Source organism: Gemmatimonas sp. UBA7669 (genome assembly GCF_002483225.1).
Taxonomy (GTDB): domain Bacteria; phylum Gemmatimonadota; class Gemmatimonadetes; order Gemmatimonadales; family Gemmatimonadaceae; genus Gemmatimonas.
Map to the genome: position 1 here is coordinate 41,615 of NZ_DLHL01000045.1, position 17,786 is coordinate 59,400.

Annotated in this window: 17 protein-coding genes; all 17 read right to left on the reverse strand. The window is 65.4% G+C overall.

Annotated features, from left to right (window positions below):
• Positions 1-107: 107 nt before the first annotated feature.
• Positions 108-1,706, reverse strand: coding sequence for a S41 family peptidase (locus B2747_RS12620; RefSeq protein WP_291161372.1), 1,599 nt, complete (start codon positions 1,704-1,706; stop codon positions 108-110).
• Between the two features lie 96 nt (positions 1,707-1,802).
• Positions 1,803-2,663, reverse strand: coding sequence for a replication initiator protein A (locus tag B2747_RS12625; RefSeq protein ID WP_291161374.1), 861 nt, complete (start codon positions 2,661-2,663; stop codon positions 1,803-1,805).
• Between the two features lie 48 nt (positions 2,664-2,711).
• Positions 2,712-3,074 (reverse strand): Spx/MgsR family RNA polymerase-binding regulatory protein, encoded by a 363-nt coding sequence (locus B2747_RS12630; RefSeq protein ID WP_291161376.1) that lies wholly within the window; start codon positions 3,072-3,074, stop codon positions 2,712-2,714.
• Positions 3,075-3,902: a peptidase E gene (locus B2747_RS12635; protein ID WP_291161379.1), complete on the reverse strand. Its 828-nt coding sequence runs from the start codon at positions 3,900-3,902 to the stop codon at positions 3,075-3,077.
• Positions 3,899-4,708: an SEC-C domain-containing protein gene (locus tag B2747_RS12640; RefSeq protein ID WP_291161382.1), complete on the reverse strand. Its 810-nt coding sequence runs from the start codon at positions 4,706-4,708 to the stop codon at positions 3,899-3,901. Before B2747_RS12640 ends, B2747_RS12635 begins: the two co-directional genes overlap by 4 nt.
• 207 nt (positions 4,709-4,915) lie before the next feature.
• Positions 4,916-5,899 carry a threonine ammonia-lyase gene (locus B2747_RS12645; protein WP_291161385.1) on the reverse strand — a complete coding sequence of 328 codons (984 nt, stop codon included), beginning with the start codon at positions 5,897-5,899 and terminating at the stop codon, positions 4,916-4,918.
• 6 nt (positions 5,900-5,905) lie between these two features.
• Positions 5,906-6,637: an SDR family NAD(P)-dependent oxidoreductase gene (locus tag B2747_RS12650; RefSeq protein ID WP_291161388.1), complete on the reverse strand. Its 732-nt coding sequence runs from the start codon at positions 6,635-6,637 to the stop codon at positions 5,906-5,908.
• Between the two features lie 45 nt (positions 6,638-6,682).
• Positions 6,683-7,306, reverse strand: coding sequence for a bacteriochlorophyll 4-vinyl reductase (bchJ, locus tag B2747_RS12655; protein WP_291161390.1), 624 nt, complete (start codon positions 7,304-7,306; stop codon positions 6,683-6,685).
• Positions 7,307-7,323: 17 nt separating this feature from the next.
• Positions 7,324-8,925, reverse strand: coding sequence for a magnesium-protoporphyrin IX monomethyl ester anaerobic oxidative cyclase (bchE, locus tag B2747_RS12660; protein WP_291161392.1), 1,602 nt, complete (start codon positions 8,923-8,925; stop codon positions 7,324-7,326).
• Positions 8,926-9,042: 117 nt separating this feature from the next.
• Positions 9,043-10,119: an ADP-ribosylglycohydrolase family protein gene (locus tag B2747_RS12665; RefSeq protein WP_291161395.1), complete on the reverse strand. Its 1,077-nt coding sequence runs from the start codon at positions 10,117-10,119 to the stop codon at positions 9,043-9,045.
• Positions 10,120-10,142: 23 nt separating this feature from the next.
• Positions 10,143-11,312 (reverse strand): Fic family protein, encoded by a 1,170-nt coding sequence (locus B2747_RS12670; RefSeq protein ID WP_343125902.1) that lies wholly within the window; start codon positions 11,310-11,312, stop codon positions 10,143-10,145.
• A gap of 76 nt (positions 11,313-11,388) precedes the next feature.
• Positions 11,389-12,489, reverse strand: coding sequence for a pyridoxal-phosphate-dependent aminotransferase family protein (locus B2747_RS12675; protein WP_291161401.1), 1,101 nt, complete (start codon positions 12,487-12,489; stop codon positions 11,389-11,391).
• Positions 12,489-13,181 carry an HAD-IB family phosphatase gene (locus tag B2747_RS12680; protein WP_291161404.1) on the reverse strand — a complete coding sequence of 231 codons (693 nt, stop codon included), beginning with the start codon at positions 13,179-13,181 and terminating at the stop codon, positions 12,489-12,491. The genes B2747_RS12675 and B2747_RS12680 overlap by 1 nt, the downstream gene beginning before the upstream one ends.
• Positions 13,178-14,569 (reverse strand): FAD-binding oxidoreductase, encoded by a 1,392-nt coding sequence (locus B2747_RS12685; RefSeq protein ID WP_291161406.1) that lies wholly within the window; start codon positions 14,567-14,569, stop codon positions 13,178-13,180. The genes B2747_RS12680 and B2747_RS12685 overlap by 4 nt, the downstream gene beginning before the upstream one ends.
• Before the next feature lie 15 nt (positions 14,570-14,584).
• Positions 14,585-16,186 (reverse strand): phosphoglycerate dehydrogenase, encoded by a 1,602-nt coding sequence (serA, locus tag B2747_RS12690; RefSeq protein WP_291161409.1) that lies wholly within the window; start codon positions 16,184-16,186, stop codon positions 14,585-14,587.
• A gap of 167 nt (positions 16,187-16,353) precedes the next feature.
• Positions 16,354-16,887, reverse strand: coding sequence for a MerR family transcriptional regulator (locus tag B2747_RS12695; RefSeq protein ID WP_291161412.1), 534 nt, complete (start codon positions 16,885-16,887; stop codon positions 16,354-16,356).
• A 266-nt stretch (positions 16,888-17,153) separates the two neighbouring features.
• Positions 17,154-17,573, reverse strand: a complete 420-nt coding sequence (locus B2747_RS12700) for a response regulator (RefSeq protein WP_291161415.1) — start codon at positions 17,571-17,573, stop codon at positions 17,154-17,156.
• Positions 17,574-17,786: the final 213 nt, after the last annotated feature.

Below are 17,786 nucleotides of genomic sequence, written 5' to 3' on the forward strand. Positions count from 1 at the left end.
CTCCGCGTCTCTGCGTGAGCTGTTGAACGAACTCTGTCAAAGAAAATGGCAGAAGGCCCGCACCGGACTGTCCGATGCGGGCCTTCCCTCAGTGAAACCGAGCGGCCTTACTGGCCCGAGCGTGCCTTGGTGACGGCGGGAGCCGCCGCGGCCGCCGCAAAGATCTCGCGCTGGGTCGTGCCCTTGCGCATGAGCTCCATGGCGCGGCGGAGCTGGTTGTCGTCCTTGAGACCACGGCGCAGCACCAGCGTGTCGCCGAAGGCGACCTTGGCCACGCGGGCATCGATGGCCCGATCGACATCGGTGGCACCGGCGTCCCATACCGCCTTGTCGATCTTCACCGTGTCCGCCACCAGGCGCTGATAGACCTGATCACGCCAGGCCGTGTTGTAGGCGAAGTCGGGCTTCACCTTGCCCTTCTGCTCCTCGGCCACGGCATTCACATGCGCGAAGTACTTGGCGAAGTGCGGCAGCAGGGCGCGACGCAGCGCCTGCTCGGCGCTCGAGAGCGTATCGGGCGACACGATCACGTCGGGCGTGATGGCACCGCCGCCGTACACCGTGCGGCCACTGGCCGACTTGTACACCGGGCGCGCCTTGCGCACCGAATCCGTCTCGAGGCTGTCGGGCAGCACTTCGACGTACTGACCCTCGGCGTTCATCTTGCGCTCCTTCTGGATGGAGCGACCCGAGGGCGTGAACCACTTGCCCGTCGTGATCTTGAGCGCGTAGCCCCCGTCGAGATTGTACACGCTCTGCACGAGCCCCTTGCCGAAGCTGGTGGTGCCGAGCACGAGGGCGCGGTCGTAGTCCTGCAGCGCACCGGCCACGATTTCCGACGCAGAGGCCGAGCCGCCGTCCACCATCACCACGAGCGGAATTTCGGGCGCGAGCGGATCCTGCTGCGACACGAACTTCTGGAACTCCCCACGTCCACGCACCGACAACAGTTCCTTGCCCTTGGGCAGGAAGAGGTTGGACATGGAGAAGGCTTCCTCGAGAATGCCACCCGGGTTGCCACGCAGATCGATGATGACGCCCTTGGCGCCCTGCTTGCGCAGCGCGAGGACCGAGTTGGCAATGTCTTCGGTGGTCTGCTCGGAGAAGCGCTGCAACGGCACGTAACCCGTGCGCTCGTCGAGCATCATGGCGAAGGGCACGGCCGGCACGTGAATCTCGGCGCGCTTGAAGCTCAGCTTGATGGGCTGCGACACGCCCACACGCAGGAACTGCACGGTGATGGGCGACCCGATGGGTCCGAGCAGCTTGTTCTGCACCTGCTGCGTGTTGAAGCCGCGCGCATTGACGGTGTCGATGATGGCGATCTTGTCGCCCTCGAGCACGCCGCCCTGCTCGGCCGGTGAGTTCGGGAAGACCTTGTTGACGGTGACGTAGTCACCGACCTTCGAGATCTCCATGCCGAGGCCGGCGTAGCGGCCGTTGGTGTTGCGCGAGAACTCTTCGAGCTGTTTGGGCGTGAAGAGTTCGGTGTAGGGGTCGTTGAGTTCCTTCACGAGGCCGCGTGCGGCTTTCTCGTAAAGCGCCTGCGCGTCCAGCGTGTCCACGTAGCGCAGGGCCACGAAGGTGAGCACCTGGTCGAGGAGCTGTGCGCCGCCCCGCGTGGAGCGCGCCTGGAGGGCGAAGCCCGAGGCGAGCAGGGGGACGAGCACGAGGCTGGCCAGTACGGCCTTGCGGTTCCGGGTCATGCGGGTCTCACGAAGGAAGGACCGAAAAAGGTACTGCATATACGTACGCACAGGAGGAGCCGCTGTTCCTGCGAACCGTCTGGGACGAACGGCGGATCAGCTTTCGTCCTTGGGGCGGGAGCCGATCACGTAGTCCACGTGCCAGGCCTTGTCGTACTGCCGAATGGCGATGTCCCGTACCAGACCGGCGCTGAGGAGCATCTCGTGCGCTGGTTGAAGGACGCGCTGCAGGTGGCTGGGGTATCGCTGGGTGAGCGGCAACTGCTCGGCCAGCCGTTCGAGGGGCAGGCGCCAGGACAGGCGTCCGTCGGCCCGGGCCACTTCGAGCATGCGGTAGAGCCGACGGGCCACCGGGCTCGTGAGGGCCGAATAGCGGGACGCTGACAGGGTGACGGTGTGCCGCGCGGCCAGATTGGCGCGCAGGGTGGCCGAGAGGGTCACGCGGGCGTCGCCAGGCTCGCCAGCGGCCAGATTGCCGAAGAGGTGCAGCTGCTCGCGATCGGCCACACGGCGGCGTTGTACGCTCACGGTGCTGAGCACGGTGAAGCTAAGGTCGGCCGAGCCGGACTGTGCCGACCAGTAGGCGCCCTCATTGCTTTCGAGGGTGGTGCGCTCGAGGCGAGTGAGGGCCGCGCGCAGCTGTTCGTAGGTGCGCCCATCGGCCCGTCGCCCCATGGACCGCAGGAAGGCGTGCAGCGTAAAGGTCACCGCGCCATCGGCCGGACTGCCCGCTTCGTGGTAGCGGTGCAGGGTTTCGACGTAGACGTCCTGGTCGAAAGTACCGGGCAGGCGATCGCCGGGCGCGGGGATGACGCGCCAGCGCCCCCCGTTCTCGGTGGTGAACGACACGGGGGCGTCGTCGGCGGAGTCGCTGAGCCGGAAGAGGGGCAGTTCCTCGAGGGAGCGATCGAGGACTACACCGCGAACGGCAGGGCGTCGGCGGGCGGCGAGGCTCATGCTGCGGTGTAAGGTGGATCACCGCCCGGGGAGACGCCAGTGCCGCGGCTATTTGCCGAGCGCCTTGCTCCATGTGTCGGCCTTGAAGCCGAGCAGGATCTCCGAGCCCGTGTCGAGCAGCGGTCGCTTGATGAGGTTGGTTTCGGCCAGGATCATGCGCTTGGCCTTGGTAGGCGTGATGCCCGTCTTCTCGCTCTCCGGCAACTCCTTGAACGTGGTGGAGTTGCGGTTGAAGACGTTCTCCCAGCCGGCCCGCGCAAACCAGTCATCGACCACCTTGGGGTCCAGCGTTTCTCGGCGATAGTCCACGAACTCGTAGGCCACCTGGTGTTCGTCGAGCCACTTCATGGCTTTGCGTACCATGTCACAGGATTTGAAGCCATACAGAATGGCTGTGCGTGCCGCCGCCATTCAGATCATCTCCGGTTCGAGGACTCGCTCTTCGACCTTTCCGTTGACCACGCTCACGTAGTAGCACTTGGCTTCGGCGCGGGTGTGCACGACACGCTTGACGGTGTTGTCTTCGAAGTAGATGCCGGCGTCATTGTCGCAGGCGTAGCCGGGCTGCATCTCGCCCGAGCCAATGAGCTTGTGATACAACGGCCGGCGTCCCGCTTCGGCGTCGTAATGTGGCGAGTGGCTGCCCTTGATGAAGCCCAGGCACTTCACGATGGACAGGGCCTTGGGGCGTGAGTCGGTGGTGCCCTCGTCGAACCAGCACAGTGAGCCGGCGCTGGCGCCGCCGAGCACGATGCCACGGTTCCAGGCTTCGCGCAGAATGAGGTCCACGCCCTGGGCCTTCCAGATGGCCTGCTGATTGAGGGTGTTGCCACCGCTCACGACAATGGCGTCCATGGACAGCAGCACTTCATCGAAGCCCTGCGTTTGCGAAAGGCTTTCGATGTACATGTTCTGCACGTAGGGCTCGACGTTGAGCGGCGCGCAGGCTTGATAGAACCCGAGTGCGGACTGCGGACTGTCGGCGCTGGCGGTGGGCAGATAGCAGATGCGCGGACGCGTCTTGCCGGTGAGCTGCGCCATGTAGCCGATGAACTTCGTGCGGAAGCCCCCGCCGGCAATGAGAATCTTGCGCGTGGCGCGCGGCGAGTCTGGTGTCGCCTGCGTGGAGTCGGACATGGCGGGTGCCGGAGAAGTGGAGTCGAGAGCGTGCGCGGCCTCGGGCAGTCCGAGGGCGGCGGCCGCCAGCGTGGTGGAGGTCACGAAGTCGCGTCGGTTCATTGGTCGTCGGTCACGTGTGGGTCCTGTGCGTCCCAGTAGGCGTTGGCGTGCGCGTGCCAGAGATTGCGCAGCGTAATGTGGTTGCGATAGTCGCTGAGAAACGCGCGGAGTGGCGCGGCGGTTGCCGCCTGGGCTTCCACGCCGGCTGCCTCGCGTACAGCCTGGGCCACCTGCTCGGCCTCTTCGCGTGGGAGCAGATCGAGGTAGGCACCGGTCACGATCTGCAGGTCGTCGAGCGTGGTGACATAGGCAAGACACACGTCATCGACCATATCACCGAGTGCGCCGCTGTCGTCGTGCACAAAGGCGGCATGGTTGCTGAGCAGATCGTGCAGGGTGTAGCCCACGCCCGGTTCGATGTCCTGGATGCGCCAGAAGCCCACGCGTGATTCACCGAGCGCGGTAATGAGGGCTTCGACGTCGCCGTCCATGCGATGGCCGTGCCGAGCGCGCTGGGCCTCGAGCCATTGTTTGCCCGGCGTGGCTTGATTGTTCGCGGCGGGACGATGGTGGAGGAGCCAGTGGCCGTAGAATGATTCGTCGAACTCGCTCAAGTCCAAATCGGGTGCGCCGGCAAACTGGTCGAGCGCGGCATTGGCCCAGTCGGGGCCAAGTCTGCGGTCGCACCAGTCGTTGAGTTCAGTGTGCACGCGGCGATCGCGCTCGAGCAGCTGCACGGCGCGCTGCAGGCGCTCACGCTCGGGGGCGGGCAGGGCGGCGGCCTCGGGCGGGAGGGCGGCACCGTGGCATTTCTTGAACTTGCGACCGGAGCCGCAGGGGCAGGGGGCGTTTCTATCCGAGGACATCTTTGAAAGCTATAACGGCAAACTGCGATAGCCCTGGGCGGAACGGCAAACTGCGATAGCCCTGGGCGGAACGGCAAACTGCGATAGCCCTTCGCCGGAAGCCGTGCTTCGGAAGCCGTAGGGCAGGAGCCTTAACGCAGGGGGATGGGATCTGAGATATGAGATCTGAGATCTGAGATCTGAGAGTCGAGAACTCGAAATTGAGACTTACACCGCGAGGTGTGTCGAGAAGGTCGCCGCGTCGATATTCCCGCCGCAGATCACAAGACCAACCGTGCGGCCGGCGAGGCGTTCGCGCAGCGGGTAGAGCAGGGCGGCCAGTGATGCCGCGCCGGCGGGTTCGGTGACCAGCTTGGCGCTGCGAAAGAGCAGACGCATGGCGTCGCGAATGTCTGCGTCGCGGACCAGTACCACCTCGTCGACGAACGCCTTGTTGAGCGCGTAGGAGTAGGGCTCACAGCGTGGCGCGCCGAGTGAGTCGGCAATGGTCTGCACCTTCTCGATGGCCTGCGGGCTGCCAGCGGCGAAGCTGCGATGCATGGTGTCGGCGCCTTCGGGTTCCACCACGAACACCTGCGTGCCGGGTGCAAGCTGCTTGACGGCGCAGGCCACGCCACCGGTGAGTCCGCCGCCGCCGGCTGCCACGACAATGGCATCGGGTGTGACACTCTCCGCGGCGAGTTGCTCGATGAACTCGAGGCCCACCGTGGCCGTACCGAGTGCCGTGCGTGGTCCCTCGTAGGGGTGCACAAAGGCACGCTGCTCGGCGGCTTCGATTTCGCGCACCCGCGCGAAGGCTTCATGCACATTCTCCACCAGTTCCACCTGCGCGCCCAGCTCGCGGCACATGGCAATGCGGAACGGACTGGCCGTGCGTGGCATGACGACGGTGGCGGTGGTCTGCAGCTCGCGTGCGGCGTAGGCCAGCGAGATCGCGTGATTGCCGGCCGATACGCCGGTCACGCCGTGCGCCAAGTGTTCGTCGCTCAGCTCCAGCATGACCGTGAGTGCACCGCGCGGCTTGAAGGAGCCCGTGCGCTGAAACAGTTCCTCTTTCAGCCAGACGCGGGTGCCGGTGGGCAGGCGCTCGGCCACAGCGTGATCCACCAATTCACGGACAGGCGTGGTAACCACCCGCTGACCGAGCCGAGTGCGAGCGGCGCGGATCTCCGGTATGGAGGGAAATGTCATGGATGATCAGCTCAGCGTGATCGTCTGACCGGTCACGTTGCGCGCCGCGTCGCTGAGCAGAAAGGCCACCACCTCGGCCACCGACTCGCGCTCCACGTAGTCGGACTTGTCACCCATGTCCGCCATGTTGGTGGCGGTGCGAATGGCGGTGGGGGCGACGGCATTGGCGCGCACGCCATGTGCGCGTTCGTCGAGCGCGACACTGCGCATGAGCGTGAGCACACCACTCTTGGCGGCGGCGTAGGCGGCCATGCCCTTGGGGCTTCCACCAGGCAGCGCGGCGGCGGAGCCGAAGTACACGAGACTGCCCTTGCCTTCGCGTAGCGCGGGTAGCACCGCACGCGTGGTGGCAAAGGCGGTGTCGAGATTGATGGTAAACTGCTTGTGCCAGGCGTCGGGGTCGGCGTCAGACAGGGCGCCCGTCATGCCGAAGCCGCCGGCCACACAGATGACGCCGTGCAGTGCCGAGGTGTGATGGGCGGACAGCACAGCGGCCAGGGCCTGATGCGCCGCCTGTGCGTCGGCCAGGTTGGCCGCGTGGGCCGTGAAGCGCTGCCCACTGCGCACGGGCGAGAGCTCGGCTGCGCGCGCCTGCGCTTCGTCTTCGCTCAGATCGAGCAGGGCCAGCGAAGCACCCAGTCCGGCAAAGTGGCGGGCCAGCGCCTCACCCACCTGCCCGGCGCGACCGACCCCGGTGATGACCAACGTGTGCTGAGCGAAGGGGTACAGCGACGACATGTCGGCCTCGGAGGTTGGGGACCCCCAATTATGGACCGGGTCTCTTCAATGCGATACGGCGAATGTCACCTCGAACCGGCAGCAATCGTGGCCCATTGCACAGCAGCGCACTTCCTGCACCAGCGCCGTCGGCTGCACAAGCTGCCGAATGAGCTGTTGGAAGGTGCCCGCATAGAACGCACACACAGGGGCGTGCGCGGTGAGGCCGCGGCACATGGTACAGTGCCGGAATTCGAGCGTGGCGCCCCTTCGGTGTTGGCGCACAGTGAATTGCCCACTGCCGGCAAAGGTCCAGGCATGGGCCTGCATGGCGCGCAGCAGCATGCGCAGCGCGAGACGGGGTGGCGTGATGCGCATGGCCAACTGGGCCATGCGCGGAATGCGATGCGCCATGAGGTAGGTCGCCGTGCGCGCGCCGGCTTCGTGCAGAGCCGCGAGGCCCTGCATGTGTCCGAGGGAGGCCATGCAGTGCTGCACGAAAGTCTGCACTTCCACTTCGTTGACCATGGCCTCGGGCAGGGCCTCCAGCGTGTAGCTGGTACTTTCGCCCAGCAAACCGGCGGCCACTGCCCGGCCATGGTGGGCACACAGCGTGTGTGCCAACTGCACAATGGCATTGGGGCCAATGCGATACGCCGTATGTGGCGCAGCCTCGGCGCGGGTGTTCATCCCGTGTGGTGCCGTTGTCAGCATGCGCGCACGGGTTCGTCTTCCTGCGGGCGCGGTGGCGCATGGCCCAGCACGGGCACACTGCCGGAGAAGTCCACGTCGGCGGCCAGCTCGGGCCGCGCCTCCGAGAGCGTGCGCAACTGCGAGCGGGTGAAGACCCTTTTCTCGTCGAAACCGAAATCTGCCTCCACGCCGCTGCCGGTGAACTTGAGCCGTTCGAGGTCGTAGAACTTCTTGGTGGCCGTGGTCTTGGCGAAGGCACGCAGACACCCACGCAGATAGCGGCGCTTGAACGGGTCCTTCTGCCAGGGATAACTCAGGAAGGCCTTCTTGGCGTAGAAGCGTGCGTAGTTGCGCAGCACACCCTTGAGCACCTCATCGCGCGTCATGTCGTCGGGCTGGATGATGGGCGTGACAAAGTTGTACTTGGCGTAGTCGCGCACTTCCACCCGATCGCCGAGTTCCTGGAACAGTTCAGCGAAGGGCCAGGGGGTATACATGTTCCAGTTGGCCATGTCGGGCTGCCAGTCCTGCGAATACTTGTAGGTCTCCTCGATGGTCTCTTTGGTTTCGTTTTCGAGACCGATAATGAACTGCGCCTCGGCCACCATGCCGGCTTCCTTGATCAGGCGGATGGCGCGCTTGTTCTGTTCGAGCGTGGTCTGCTTGCGGAAACGGTCGAGCTTGAGCTGCGCGGCTGCCTCAGTGCCCAGCGAGACGTGCACGAGGCCGGCCTTTCGGTAGAGCGGCAGTTCTTTTTCGTCGCGCAGAATGTCGGTGACGCGCGTATTGATGCCCCAGTGCACGGGCAGATTGCGCGCGATGAGCTCTTCGCAGAGCGCCACGAACTTCTTCTTGTGGATGGTGGGCTCTTCGTCGGCGAGAATGAAGAAGCCCACGTTGTGCTGGCGCACGAGTGTTTCGATTTCGTCGACGAACTTCTTGGGGTCGCGCGTGCGATACTTGCGCCAGAACTTCCACTGACTGCAGAAGCGGCAGGTGAAGGGGCAGCCGCGCGCGAAGTTGGGCACGGCCACGCGGCAGTTGAGCGGGATGTAGATGTACTTGTCCCACTCGAGCAGCGACCAGTCGGGCGTGAGCGCGTCGAGATCGGCAATGGGCGGACGGGCGGCGGTGGCCACCACGTTGCCCTTGTCCACATAGGCGATGCCGCGGATGTCCTGGCGGGTGGCCTGCGCCGTGCCATCCCGCAGATGCTGCATGAGCTCGACGATGATCTCTTCGCCTTCACCGCGCACGATGTAGTCGATCCACGGCGCTTCGCTGAACACCTGCTGATACATGAAGGTGGGGTGGATGCCCCCGAGTATCGTGTGCGCGGCCGGGTTGACTTCGCGCGCGATTTCGAGCGTGCGCTGCGCCTGATAGATCATGGGCGTGATGGCGGTGGCCAGCACGGCGTCGGGGCGCAGCTCGGCGAGGCGGCGACGCAGCGACTCGTCGTCGATGTGATTGGTCATCGCATCGACGAAGGTGATGTCCGTGAAGCCCGCGTGTTTGAGCGCGCCACCAATGTAGGCCACCCAGCCCGGTGGCCAGTTGCCGGCGATTTCCGCGCCACCGGCGTGGTAGTTGGGCTGCACGAAGACCAGCTTCATTGACGCGCTCCGCTGTAAGGGTTGGTTGACGCCCTGCAGGGTGCGCGTGGCGGGCTGGTGGAGCAGTCGGAGAATGCGGGGCGGGTGTGTCGGGGTTTGGATTACGCGCGGAACGCGTCAGCCCACAAACCGCGCCACCGCGGCTTCGGTGAGCTCAAACACCCGGCCATCGTCGTCGCCATTGATGCGCCCCAGCAGCCCCTCGCGCCAGTCGACGGGAATCCACGCGGTGCCGTGCGCGGCGCCCATGGCGGCGCCCACGATGGCGGCGATGGTGTCGTTGTCACGTGTATCGTTGACGGCCACCAGCATGGCCTCGTGCGGGTCGTGGCCGTGTGCGCTCACAATGTGCAGCACGGCCGGCACGGTCTCGAGCAGATAGGCGCCGCTGTACCACATGGCGCCGGTGTCGCGCACGCTCACGCCACGCGTGAGGGCATCGCGCACCTGGGTGTCGAGAAAGCCGGACAGGCTGCCACGCCAATGCTGCAGCGCGCCATGCTGCACCCGTGTTTCATAGGACTGTCCCTCATCCATGATGCGCAGCACTTCGTTATAGGTCTCGAGCCACTCCATGGGCGAGTCGGGCAGGTCGCCGTTGAGCAGTCGCCAGAGCAGCGCCACCCAAGCCACGTTGGCGGCTTGCGCCATGGGGTCGTTGTGGGTGACCGCGGTGCTGCGCACCGTGTCATACCAGAGCTGCGTTCCGCCGTCCTTGAGATACGGCAGGACGGTGGGCGCAATCCGCATGAGCGCACCATTGCCCGCACTCTGCTGCGTGGCTTCCCACCACGGCGCGCCGCCGCGCAGCGCATTGCAGAAGTCGCGCGTGGCGCGGCCGATGCCGAAGATGCGCTCGTTGGCAATGCGGAACGCGAGCTCGTCGGGGTCGAGTGCGCCATCGTCCAGCAACTGCTCGAGGGCGCGAAAGGTCAGCTGGGTGTCGTCGCTCGGTGTGCCCGCCGGACGACCGCCGGCAAACTTGCTGGGCAGATAGCCCGTGATGCGCCCGAACTCCGCCTCCCGCTCGGCCGGGTTCATGCTCTCGGTGCGATTGCCGAGGGCGTCGCCGATGGCCACACCCAGCAGCATGCCTCGCACGCGGTCGGCCAGGTCAGGCGAGTCGACCGGCGGCGCCGGTGGCAGGATGGCGAGGCGTTCGCGCGGGAGCTTGGGGATCCAGGTGTCGGGCATGACCGCAAATTATGCGATGAGTGTCAGGCGAGGGGCTCGGTGCCCTCGCTGAGGATACGGAGGTACTCCGCGTAGCTGAACAGGCGATCTCGCCTCTTCCCGGTCTCCTCGCGGACAAGCCCGATTCGCTGCATCGACTCAAGCGCCGAGTTGACAGTGGGCAGACTCAAGCCGGATCGCTGGGCGATTGCGGAAGCGCGCGACACCGGACGCTCACGCAACGCATCAAACACCCGGAGTGCGGATCCTGCGCCTCGCCCCAGTGCCTGAACGCGTTCCCGGTCCGCCTGAAAGAGGTGGACGAGTTGCTGCACGGTCGTGACTGCACCCGTGGCGGTTTCCTGAACGCCTCTGGCGAAGAACGCCACCCACGCCTCCCAGTCACCATCCCGCCGCACCGTGGTGAGGAGGGCATAGTACTTGTCGCGATGTTGCTTGAGATACAGTGACAGATACAGCAGCGGTTCGCTGAGCACTCCCTGAGCACAAAGCAGCAGCGTCACCAACAGTCGCCCGATTCGACCATTCCCATCAAGGAATGGATGAATGGTCTCGAACTGGACGTGCGCCAATGCCGCCTTGATGAGGACCGGCGTGCGTTGCGGGATGTCATGGATGAACTGCTCGAGCTGTGCCAGAGCGGCGCCGACTTCCTCTGGTGGTGGTGGCACGAATAGCGCGTTGCCTGGTCGGCTACCGCCGATCCAATTCTGCGAGCGCCGAAATTCGCCGGGGAGTTTGTCCGCACCTCGCCCCGTTGCCAGCAGATGCGCGTGCAGTTCTCGAATGAGACGTGACGATATTGGGAATCCAGCCCGGATGCGTGAGAGCCCGTGCTCCAGGGCATCGACATAGCTGGAGACCTCAGTCACATCGTCGATCGGAACGCCCGGTGTACTGTCGGCCTCGAACTGCAGCAGATCTGACAGCGTGGACTGCGTCCCTTCAATCTGCGACGAGAGAACGGCCTCCTTTCGAACGTAGGTGTACAGGAACAGGCGGGTATCCGGCAAAAGACTTGTGACACTATCAAGTCTTCCGAGAGACAGTAACGACTCATCAAGAATCTCTTGAAGGTCTTCTCCGACCATAAGTGGCGGCTTTGGGGGCAATGCGTCCGGGAGAAATGCCCTGACCTGTTCCCCGCCAAGAGAGGATACAACCCGATAGACCCCTGTCGGCCCTCGCTGCATGGAGGTCTCCAACGGCTAATTAAGAAACTTCAGAACAACGGAGCTCTAATTAAATAATCTATCATTTCTTTAATTGCTACCCCACCAACTCCTCGATCGCCTCGGCCGTGGCCTCGAGCACCGCCTCCAGCCCCTCCATGGTGTGGTCACCCATGTGGCCAATGCGGATGGTGCTGCCCTTGAGCTTGCCGTAGCCGCCGCCGATCACGAAGCCGCGCCGGGCCACGCCCTTCACGATGGCCTCGCCCGACAGACCGGCGGGCAGGGTTACTGCCGTCACGGTCGTGGTGCAGGCGTCGAGCGGAGCGTACACGTCAAAGGGCGCGCCCACGCGCTGACGGAGCTCATGCACCCAGCTCTGGGTGTGCTCGCTCATGGCCGTGTGTCGTTCCCAGCGCCGCTCGATGGTTTCCTTTGCGATGCGCTCACCCTGCACGGCCGTGGCGTAGAGCAGCGAGAGGGCCGGCGTGTTGGGCGTCTGGTTCTTGTGCACGTACTGCTCAAACTCGACCAGATCGAAGTACAGGCCGCGGGACTCGGCGGACTTCGCGTTGGCAATGAAGCGCTCGCTGGCCACGCCAAAGGCCAGCCCCGGGGGCAATGCCAGCGCTTTCTGCGATCCAGTGAGCACGAAGTCCAGGTCCCAGGCGTCGGTCTCCACCGGCACACCGCCCAGGCCCGTCACACTGTCCACCAGCACGGCACAATCGTAGCGATGGGCCAACTGCGTGAGTGCCGCAATGTCCGTGAGCACACCGGTGCTGGTTTCGCTGTGCACCACGGTGAGCGCCGCATAGGCCCGGGCCTTGAGCGCGTCCTCCACAACATCCAGCGCCACCGGCGCGCTCCACTGGCCACCAATGACGGTGGCGTCGCGCCCGCAACTCTGCGCGATGTTCGCAAAGCGTTCGCTGAAGGCGCCGTTTACCAGACACAGTATGGGTCCCGGCCGCGCGCAACGAATGGCCGCCTCCATGAGCCCCGTGGCACTGGAGCTCGACACATACACCGGCCGCGTCGTGCGAAAGACGGGACGCAGGCCCTGCTGAATACGCGCGAACAACGCTTCGAACACGGCCCCGCGATGCGGCAGCATGGGCTGCAGCATGGCCTGCAGGACTTCGGGCCGCACTTCCGTGGGACCGGGCAGGAAGAATGTGCCAAAGGGAGCCGCCATCAGGGCACCTCGAACAGCAAGGGGTACAGGTCGTCCACGCTCGCGGCTTCGGCGTCGGCCACCTTCACCACGCTTTCACGCCGAGCCACGGCGGTGAACGCAAAGAATGCGTCCACCACACCACGTACCGCGGCATCGGTGCTGCCGTCACCAATCATGGCGATGGGTTTGCGCAGTTGCAGCCGCTGCACGACCAGCGGCTTGCCTCGCTGCGTGGCCAGGGGCTGATCGCCGTCGAGCAGGCTGAAACGTCCATCGATGTCGCGCGAAAGCGAGACGGCATGCACCCGATCGGCCGGCACCCCGAGATGCAGTGCCATGGGCACAATGGCCGCGCGCAAACCGCCACTCAACAAGTGCACATGCACGCGCGCGCGCTGCAACACACCGATGAGTTCGGGGATGCCCGGCACGAGCGAGCGCTGATAGGCATCGGCCAGCATGAGCAGCTCCGACGCGGCCGGCTTGATGCGATCGAGTCGACGCATGTAGGCCGCTTCAATGGGAATCTCACCGGCCATGGCCTGCGCGGTCAGCAGCTCGCTTTCGCGCGCCACGTCTTCATCGCGCAGCGCGGCCAGCCAGTCGATACCCTCAATCGTCGTGACCGTGCTGTCGACATCCAGGACCACGGTCTTGAAGCGCGGTGCGCCGAGTGCGCGGAAGGCGGAGTTGGCGTTGTCTGAGTTCACAGCACGTTGCCTGGTGCGAGCAGACCCAGCGGGTCGAGCTCCTGTTTGAGCGCACGCATGACGCGCTGTTGTACGGGGCTGGCCTGCAACGGCAGCCACTTGCGCTTGAGTTTGCCGATGCCGTGTTCGGCGGCCACCGTACCACCCATGGCAATGACCTCGCGCAGCGTGGCGGTGACCACCTGTTCGATGCGTTGCAGCTCGGTGGCATTGCGGGCGATGAAGTTCTGGTGCGGATGGCCGTTGCCGGCGTGTCCGTAGGCAATGCCCGGATCAATACCTGCCTCGCGTACAAATCGACGCGCCACACCCAGTGCGTCGGCGAGGCGCGGATAGGGCACGGCCCAGTCGGTGCTCACCTTGCGTCCGCCCTCAGGGCGGCAGGCTGCGCCGCGCTCGTTCATGGTGGCCGGCACCGCATGCCGCATACGACGCGCATCGAGCTGCGACGAGGGCGTGTCGTACACACGAATGTCGTCTGCCATGGCGTGATGCTGCTCGGCCAGCGCGAGCCACGCATCCAGCGGCAGCTCACCTGCTTCGGCTTCGTCGGCACCTGTCTCCTCGATGTACACCATGGCCTCGGCGCCAAGGGCCCAGGTGCTGCTGCCCTCAGCCCCGCGCGCAATGTCCATGGCGCCGCGATCGAAGTATTCGAGACAGCGTGGGTGCACGCTGTTGCTTCGCCTCGCACTGACCACGAAGGCCAGGGCGTCGGCATCGCTGGCAAAGGGTACGATGAGCCCAAGCACCTGAGCGGGTAGCGGATGCAGGGCCAGCTCGGCTTCCACCACGACACCGAGCGTGCCTTCGCTGCCTACAAACCACTCGACCGGGTCATGCGTCACGCGATAGCCCACGGTGTTCTTTTCCAGCTGTGGCCTGCGCAACTCGAGCTGCTCGCCACTGGCCAGCAGTACGGTGAGTGCACGCACGTGCGGGCCGGTGGCACCGTATCGCAGTGAGCGCGCTCCACTGGCGTTACAGGCAATGGCGCCGCCCACCGTGCTTTCTTCTTCGCTGGTGGGATCGGGTGTGAACAGCAGGCCGGCTGCTTCTGCAGCACGACGCACGTCCGCCACAATGGCGCCGGCGCCCACGCGAATGCTGCGTGTGTCCGTGTCCACTGGGCCAATGTGTGACAAACCGCGCAGCGACAGCAGGACGCCGCGGTCGGTGATGGACGCACCCGTCGTGCTGCTCTGCCAGCCCGCCGGCGTGACGGGGCAGCGTTCGGCTGTGGCCTGCTCGAGCACCTCGACCACCTCCGCCACACTGCCGGGCCGTGCGACGGCATCGGGCAGCATTTCAAGTCCCGACACATCGCGCGCAAAGGTGCGACGTATGTCGACGTCGGTGCTGACGGTTGGCAGCGACTGTAGCGTCATGACTGCGGCGCGCGACTACTGGTCGCGGAAGTGCACGACACTGGCCGACAGTACGTCGGGCAGTTCGAGCAGCGCGCGACGTGTCTCCTCGCTCACGGCACCGTCCACCGAGATGGCGGCCAGCGCATCACCACCCTGCGCGAGTCGCGCCTGATGATACTCCGCGATGTTGACCCGCTGTTCGCCCAGCAGGGTACCCACGCGGCCGATGACACCCGGTACGTCGTGGTTGGTGAGAATGAGCAGCGTCTGCTTGGGATTGACATCGATGTGAAACGAGCCGATGCGCGTGAGACGCGGCGTGCCCACTTCAGGAGCGTGACCGGCCACGGCGAGCTGTTGCATGCCGCCGGCGAGCGCGACTTCGATGGTGCGCGCGCCAAGTTCCTGCGACTCACCAACACTCAGCTCGAGGCCGCGCGCCTCGGCCAGCGCCCGCGCGTTGATGAGGTTGAGACGCTCCGTTTCGATCACACCTTCGAGGACGCCGGCCGCCGTGGCGGCGAGCAGCGGCGCGGCACCGTGCGCGAGGTCGGGACTGACGCGCAGCGCCACATGACGCACGGCGCGCATGCCCTGATCGGCCAACACCGCGCGCGCCACGGCGGCGGCGCGACGCGCCACCAGCATGGCGTTGTGCAACTCGCTCCATTCGCCGCTGCCACCGGCCACGTTGAGCGAGCGCGAGAGATCGTTGCGCAGCAGGGCGTCGCGCACCGCGAGACAGACATCGCGCGACACATTGCGCTGCGCTTCGACCGTGTTGGCGCCCAGATGCGGGGTGAGCAGCAGATTGGGCGCGCGGCGCAGCGGCGAGTCGGTGGCCAGCGGCTCCACCGTAAACACATCGAGAATGGCGCCGCGGAGCTGATCGGCTTCGAGCGCCGCCAGCAGAGCCGCTTCGTCCACGATGCCGCCGCGCGCCATGTTGACCACCACCGAGCGCGCGGGCAGTCGGCCCAGCTCCCGCTTGCCGATCATGCCGCGGGTTTCCTCGGTGAGCGGCACGTGCAGCGTGAGAATATTGGTCTCGGCAATTAGCGCATCGAGTGACGGCGCACGACGCACACGCAGTGCCGTAAAGCGCTCGTCGCTGATGTACGGATCGTAGGCCACGACCGTCATGCCGAAGGCATGGGCGCGTGTGGCCACTTCACTGCCGATGCGCCCCAGGCCGACAATGCCGAGGGTCTTGTTCTTGAGTTCGCGCCCCATGAACGAAGCGCGATCCCAGCGGCCGTCGCGCATGACTTCCGATGCACGCGGAATCTGTCTCAGCAGGCCGAGTACGGCACCGAAGAACAGTTCTGCCACGGCCACGGTGTTGCCAGCCGGTGCATTGATGACGGCGATGCCGAGTGAGGTGGCCACGTCGAGCGCAATGTTGTCGATGCCGACACCAGCGCGCCCGACCACGCGAAGTCGTGTCCCGGCCTTGAGCAGCTCCGCGGAGATGCGCGTGGCACTGCGTCCGACAATTGCGTCGTAGTCGCCAATACGCTGAAGGAGTTCATCCTTGGGCAGCGTGGGCACTTCGTCCACCTGCAAAGCCGGCTCGGCTGCCAGGAGGGCCACGCCCTCGGGATCTACATCATCAGTGACGAGAACTCGCGGCATGGTGGCGGACTGGAGACAAATGAGGACGCGCGCGTGGCTGTGTACACACTACCACGAAAGGGGACGGAGACCAACAGAATCAACGGGAAATCGGCCTCAAGCCTTCCCTGTTTCTGTGATCTCCGTGTGGGTCCGCTCCGGCAGCGAGGCGCCGGGGGTGGGGCGCGTCAGAGTCCGAGCTGGCGCCGCAGGGTGTCGCGCAGGGCGACGAGCGTTTCGTCGGTGATGGCCGGTGTGTCTTCGCGGACGGAAAGCTCAACGCCGTCGGCAATGCTGACGCGCTTCCAGCTCATGACCGGGTTGCTGCTGCGCGGCGTGCCGTTGTCGAGATGCAGCGACAGTGCCGGAGCAAGGGAAGCCGCAACACGCCGCTCGAGGGCGTCGCCGGTGGTTTCGCGCATCTCCGACTTGATGGCGTCGAGGGTCTGGCCCTCGCGCTGACGGATTTTGATGGCGAGCAATTGCAGCAGATGCCGATAGCCGTAGGTCGCGGCGGTGCCGGCGCCCTCCGGACGATCGAGCAGGCCGTTGGCGACGTAGAAGCGCACCGCGCGGGCGCTGGGCATGGCCCGCGCACTGGCATTGGTGGGCTTCACGCCGGCGGAATCGACGAGCGAGGCGGCATGCGCCGCGAGCCCGCGGGCATTCCACGGGGCTTGTCGCGCGTGAGCGCGCAGCAGTTGAACGGGAGATTCGGCCATGGGATCGGCAAATATACGCGCGATCCCGCGTGGGCGCCGGAACGTCAGGTGTCACTGTTACACGCTTCGTTGACTTCTCCGACTCGCCAGGCCGCCCGTGTGACACTCCCCAGTATCACCCACCACCCACCGGAACGACCTGACGATTGTGTCGGCGAGACCCGAAGGCCTGCGACCTTTCCTGCGTTGCTACTGCGCACTACACGCGTGACGAAGCGAATGACCAGTCATCCGGTTCCCGAATGATCCGGTCGCCGCCCGTTGGCTCAGCCGCTCTTGCCGACGGCCCCGGCCGCCGCATAGGCCGAGTTGACGCCGACAGCCGCTGCATGCGCCGCAATGGTGCCCAGATCGACAGGCTTCTGGAGGAAATGCAGCGCGCCGAGTCGGTGCGACGCCTGGCGCACGGCGTCATCCGGATAGGCGGTGAGCACGAGCACGGTGGCATCGGGTGAGAGCATGCCAGCCAGCGCCATCACCTGCAGACCGCCGTCGCGCTTGGCGCCCAGTCGGAGGTCGGTGATGATGAGGTCGAACCGCTGCGTGCGCAGCGCGGTAACCGCTTCGTTGAGGAAGGGTGCAGAGGTGACTTCGCAGCCTTCGACGTCGAAGAGCTCGACAAGGATGTCGCGGATGCTGCTCTCGTCCTCAACGATGAGGATGGACTTCGGCTTTTCCTGGCTCATGACCGTTTGTAGAGCGAGGACTGTGCCGGGGATGGGAGCGGTGCGGAATTGTCATGTGTGGCAATGGGTTAGTGGCATTGGTGGTCACATTGCTGACTTCATTCGGTGGCTGGTTTTCGGGCGGGTGTACGTTTGCTGACTGATTTCCGGGCAGCGATATCCGGGCGGCGGCTGCCGAACAGAAGGTGGGAGGATGGGAGGATCTGGGGATCA

Excerpts from the sequence above, each read along its gene's own strand:
- B2747_RS12620 (WP_291161372.1), bottom strand. The coding sequence starts at position 1,706 with ATGACCCGGAACCGCAAGGCCGTACTGGCCAGCCTCGTGCTCGTCCCC.
- B2747_RS12645 (WP_291161385.1), bottom strand. The coding sequence starts at position 5,899 with ATGACATTTCCCTCCATACCGGAGATCCGCGCCGCTCGCACTCGGCTC.
- bchE (WP_291161392.1), bottom strand. The coding sequence starts at position 8,925 with ATGAAGCTGGTCTTCGTGCAGCCCAACTACCACGCCGGTGGCGCGGAA.
- B2747_RS12695 (WP_291161412.1), bottom strand. The coding sequence starts at position 16,887 with ATGGCCGAATCTCCCGTTCAACTGCTGCGCGCTCACGCGCGACAAGCC.
- B2747_RS12685 (WP_291161406.1), bottom strand. The coding sequence starts at position 14,569 with ATGACGCTACAGTCGCTGCCAACCGTCAGCACCGACGTCGACATACGT.
- B2747_RS12650 (WP_291161388.1), bottom strand. The coding sequence starts at position 6,637 with ATGTCGTCGCTGTACCCCTTCGCTCAGCACACGTTGGTCATCACCGGG.
- B2747_RS12665 (WP_291161395.1), bottom strand. The coding sequence starts at position 10,119 with ATGCCCGACACCTGGATCCCCAAGCTCCCGCGCGAACGCCTCGCCATC.
- B2747_RS12630 (WP_291161376.1), bottom strand. The coding sequence starts at position 3,074 with ATGGCGGCGGCACGCACAGCCATTCTGTATGGCTTCAAATCCTGTGAC.
- B2747_RS12675 (WP_291161401.1), bottom strand. The coding sequence starts at position 12,489 with ATGGCGGCTCCCTTTGGCACATTCTTCCTGCCCGGTCCCACGGAAGTG.
- B2747_RS12635 (WP_291161379.1), bottom strand. The coding sequence starts at position 3,902 with ATGAACCGACGCGACTTCGTGACCTCCACCACGCTGGCGGCCGCCGCC.
- B2747_RS12670 (WP_343125902.1), bottom strand. The coding sequence starts at position 11,312 with ATGCAGCGAGGGCCGACAGGGGTCTATCGGGTTGTATCCTCTCTTGGC.
- B2747_RS12700 (WP_291161415.1), bottom strand. The coding sequence starts at position 17,573 with ATGAGCCAGGAAAAGCCGAAGTCCATCCTCATCGTTGAGGACGAGAGC.
- B2747_RS12625 (WP_291161374.1), bottom strand. The coding sequence starts at position 2,663 with ATGAGCCTCGCCGCCCGCCGACGCCCTGCCGTTCGCGGTGTAGTCCTC.
- B2747_RS12640 (WP_291161382.1), bottom strand. The coding sequence starts at position 4,708 with ATGTCCTCGGATAGAAACGCCCCCTGCCCCTGCGGCTCCGGTCGCAAG.
- serA (WP_291161409.1), bottom strand. The coding sequence starts at position 16,186 with ATGCCGCGAGTTCTCGTCACTGATGATGTAGATCCCGAGGGCGTGGCC.
- bchJ (WP_291161390.1), bottom strand. The coding sequence starts at position 7,306 with ATGAACACCCGCGCCGAGGCTGCGCCACATACGGCGTATCGCATTGGC.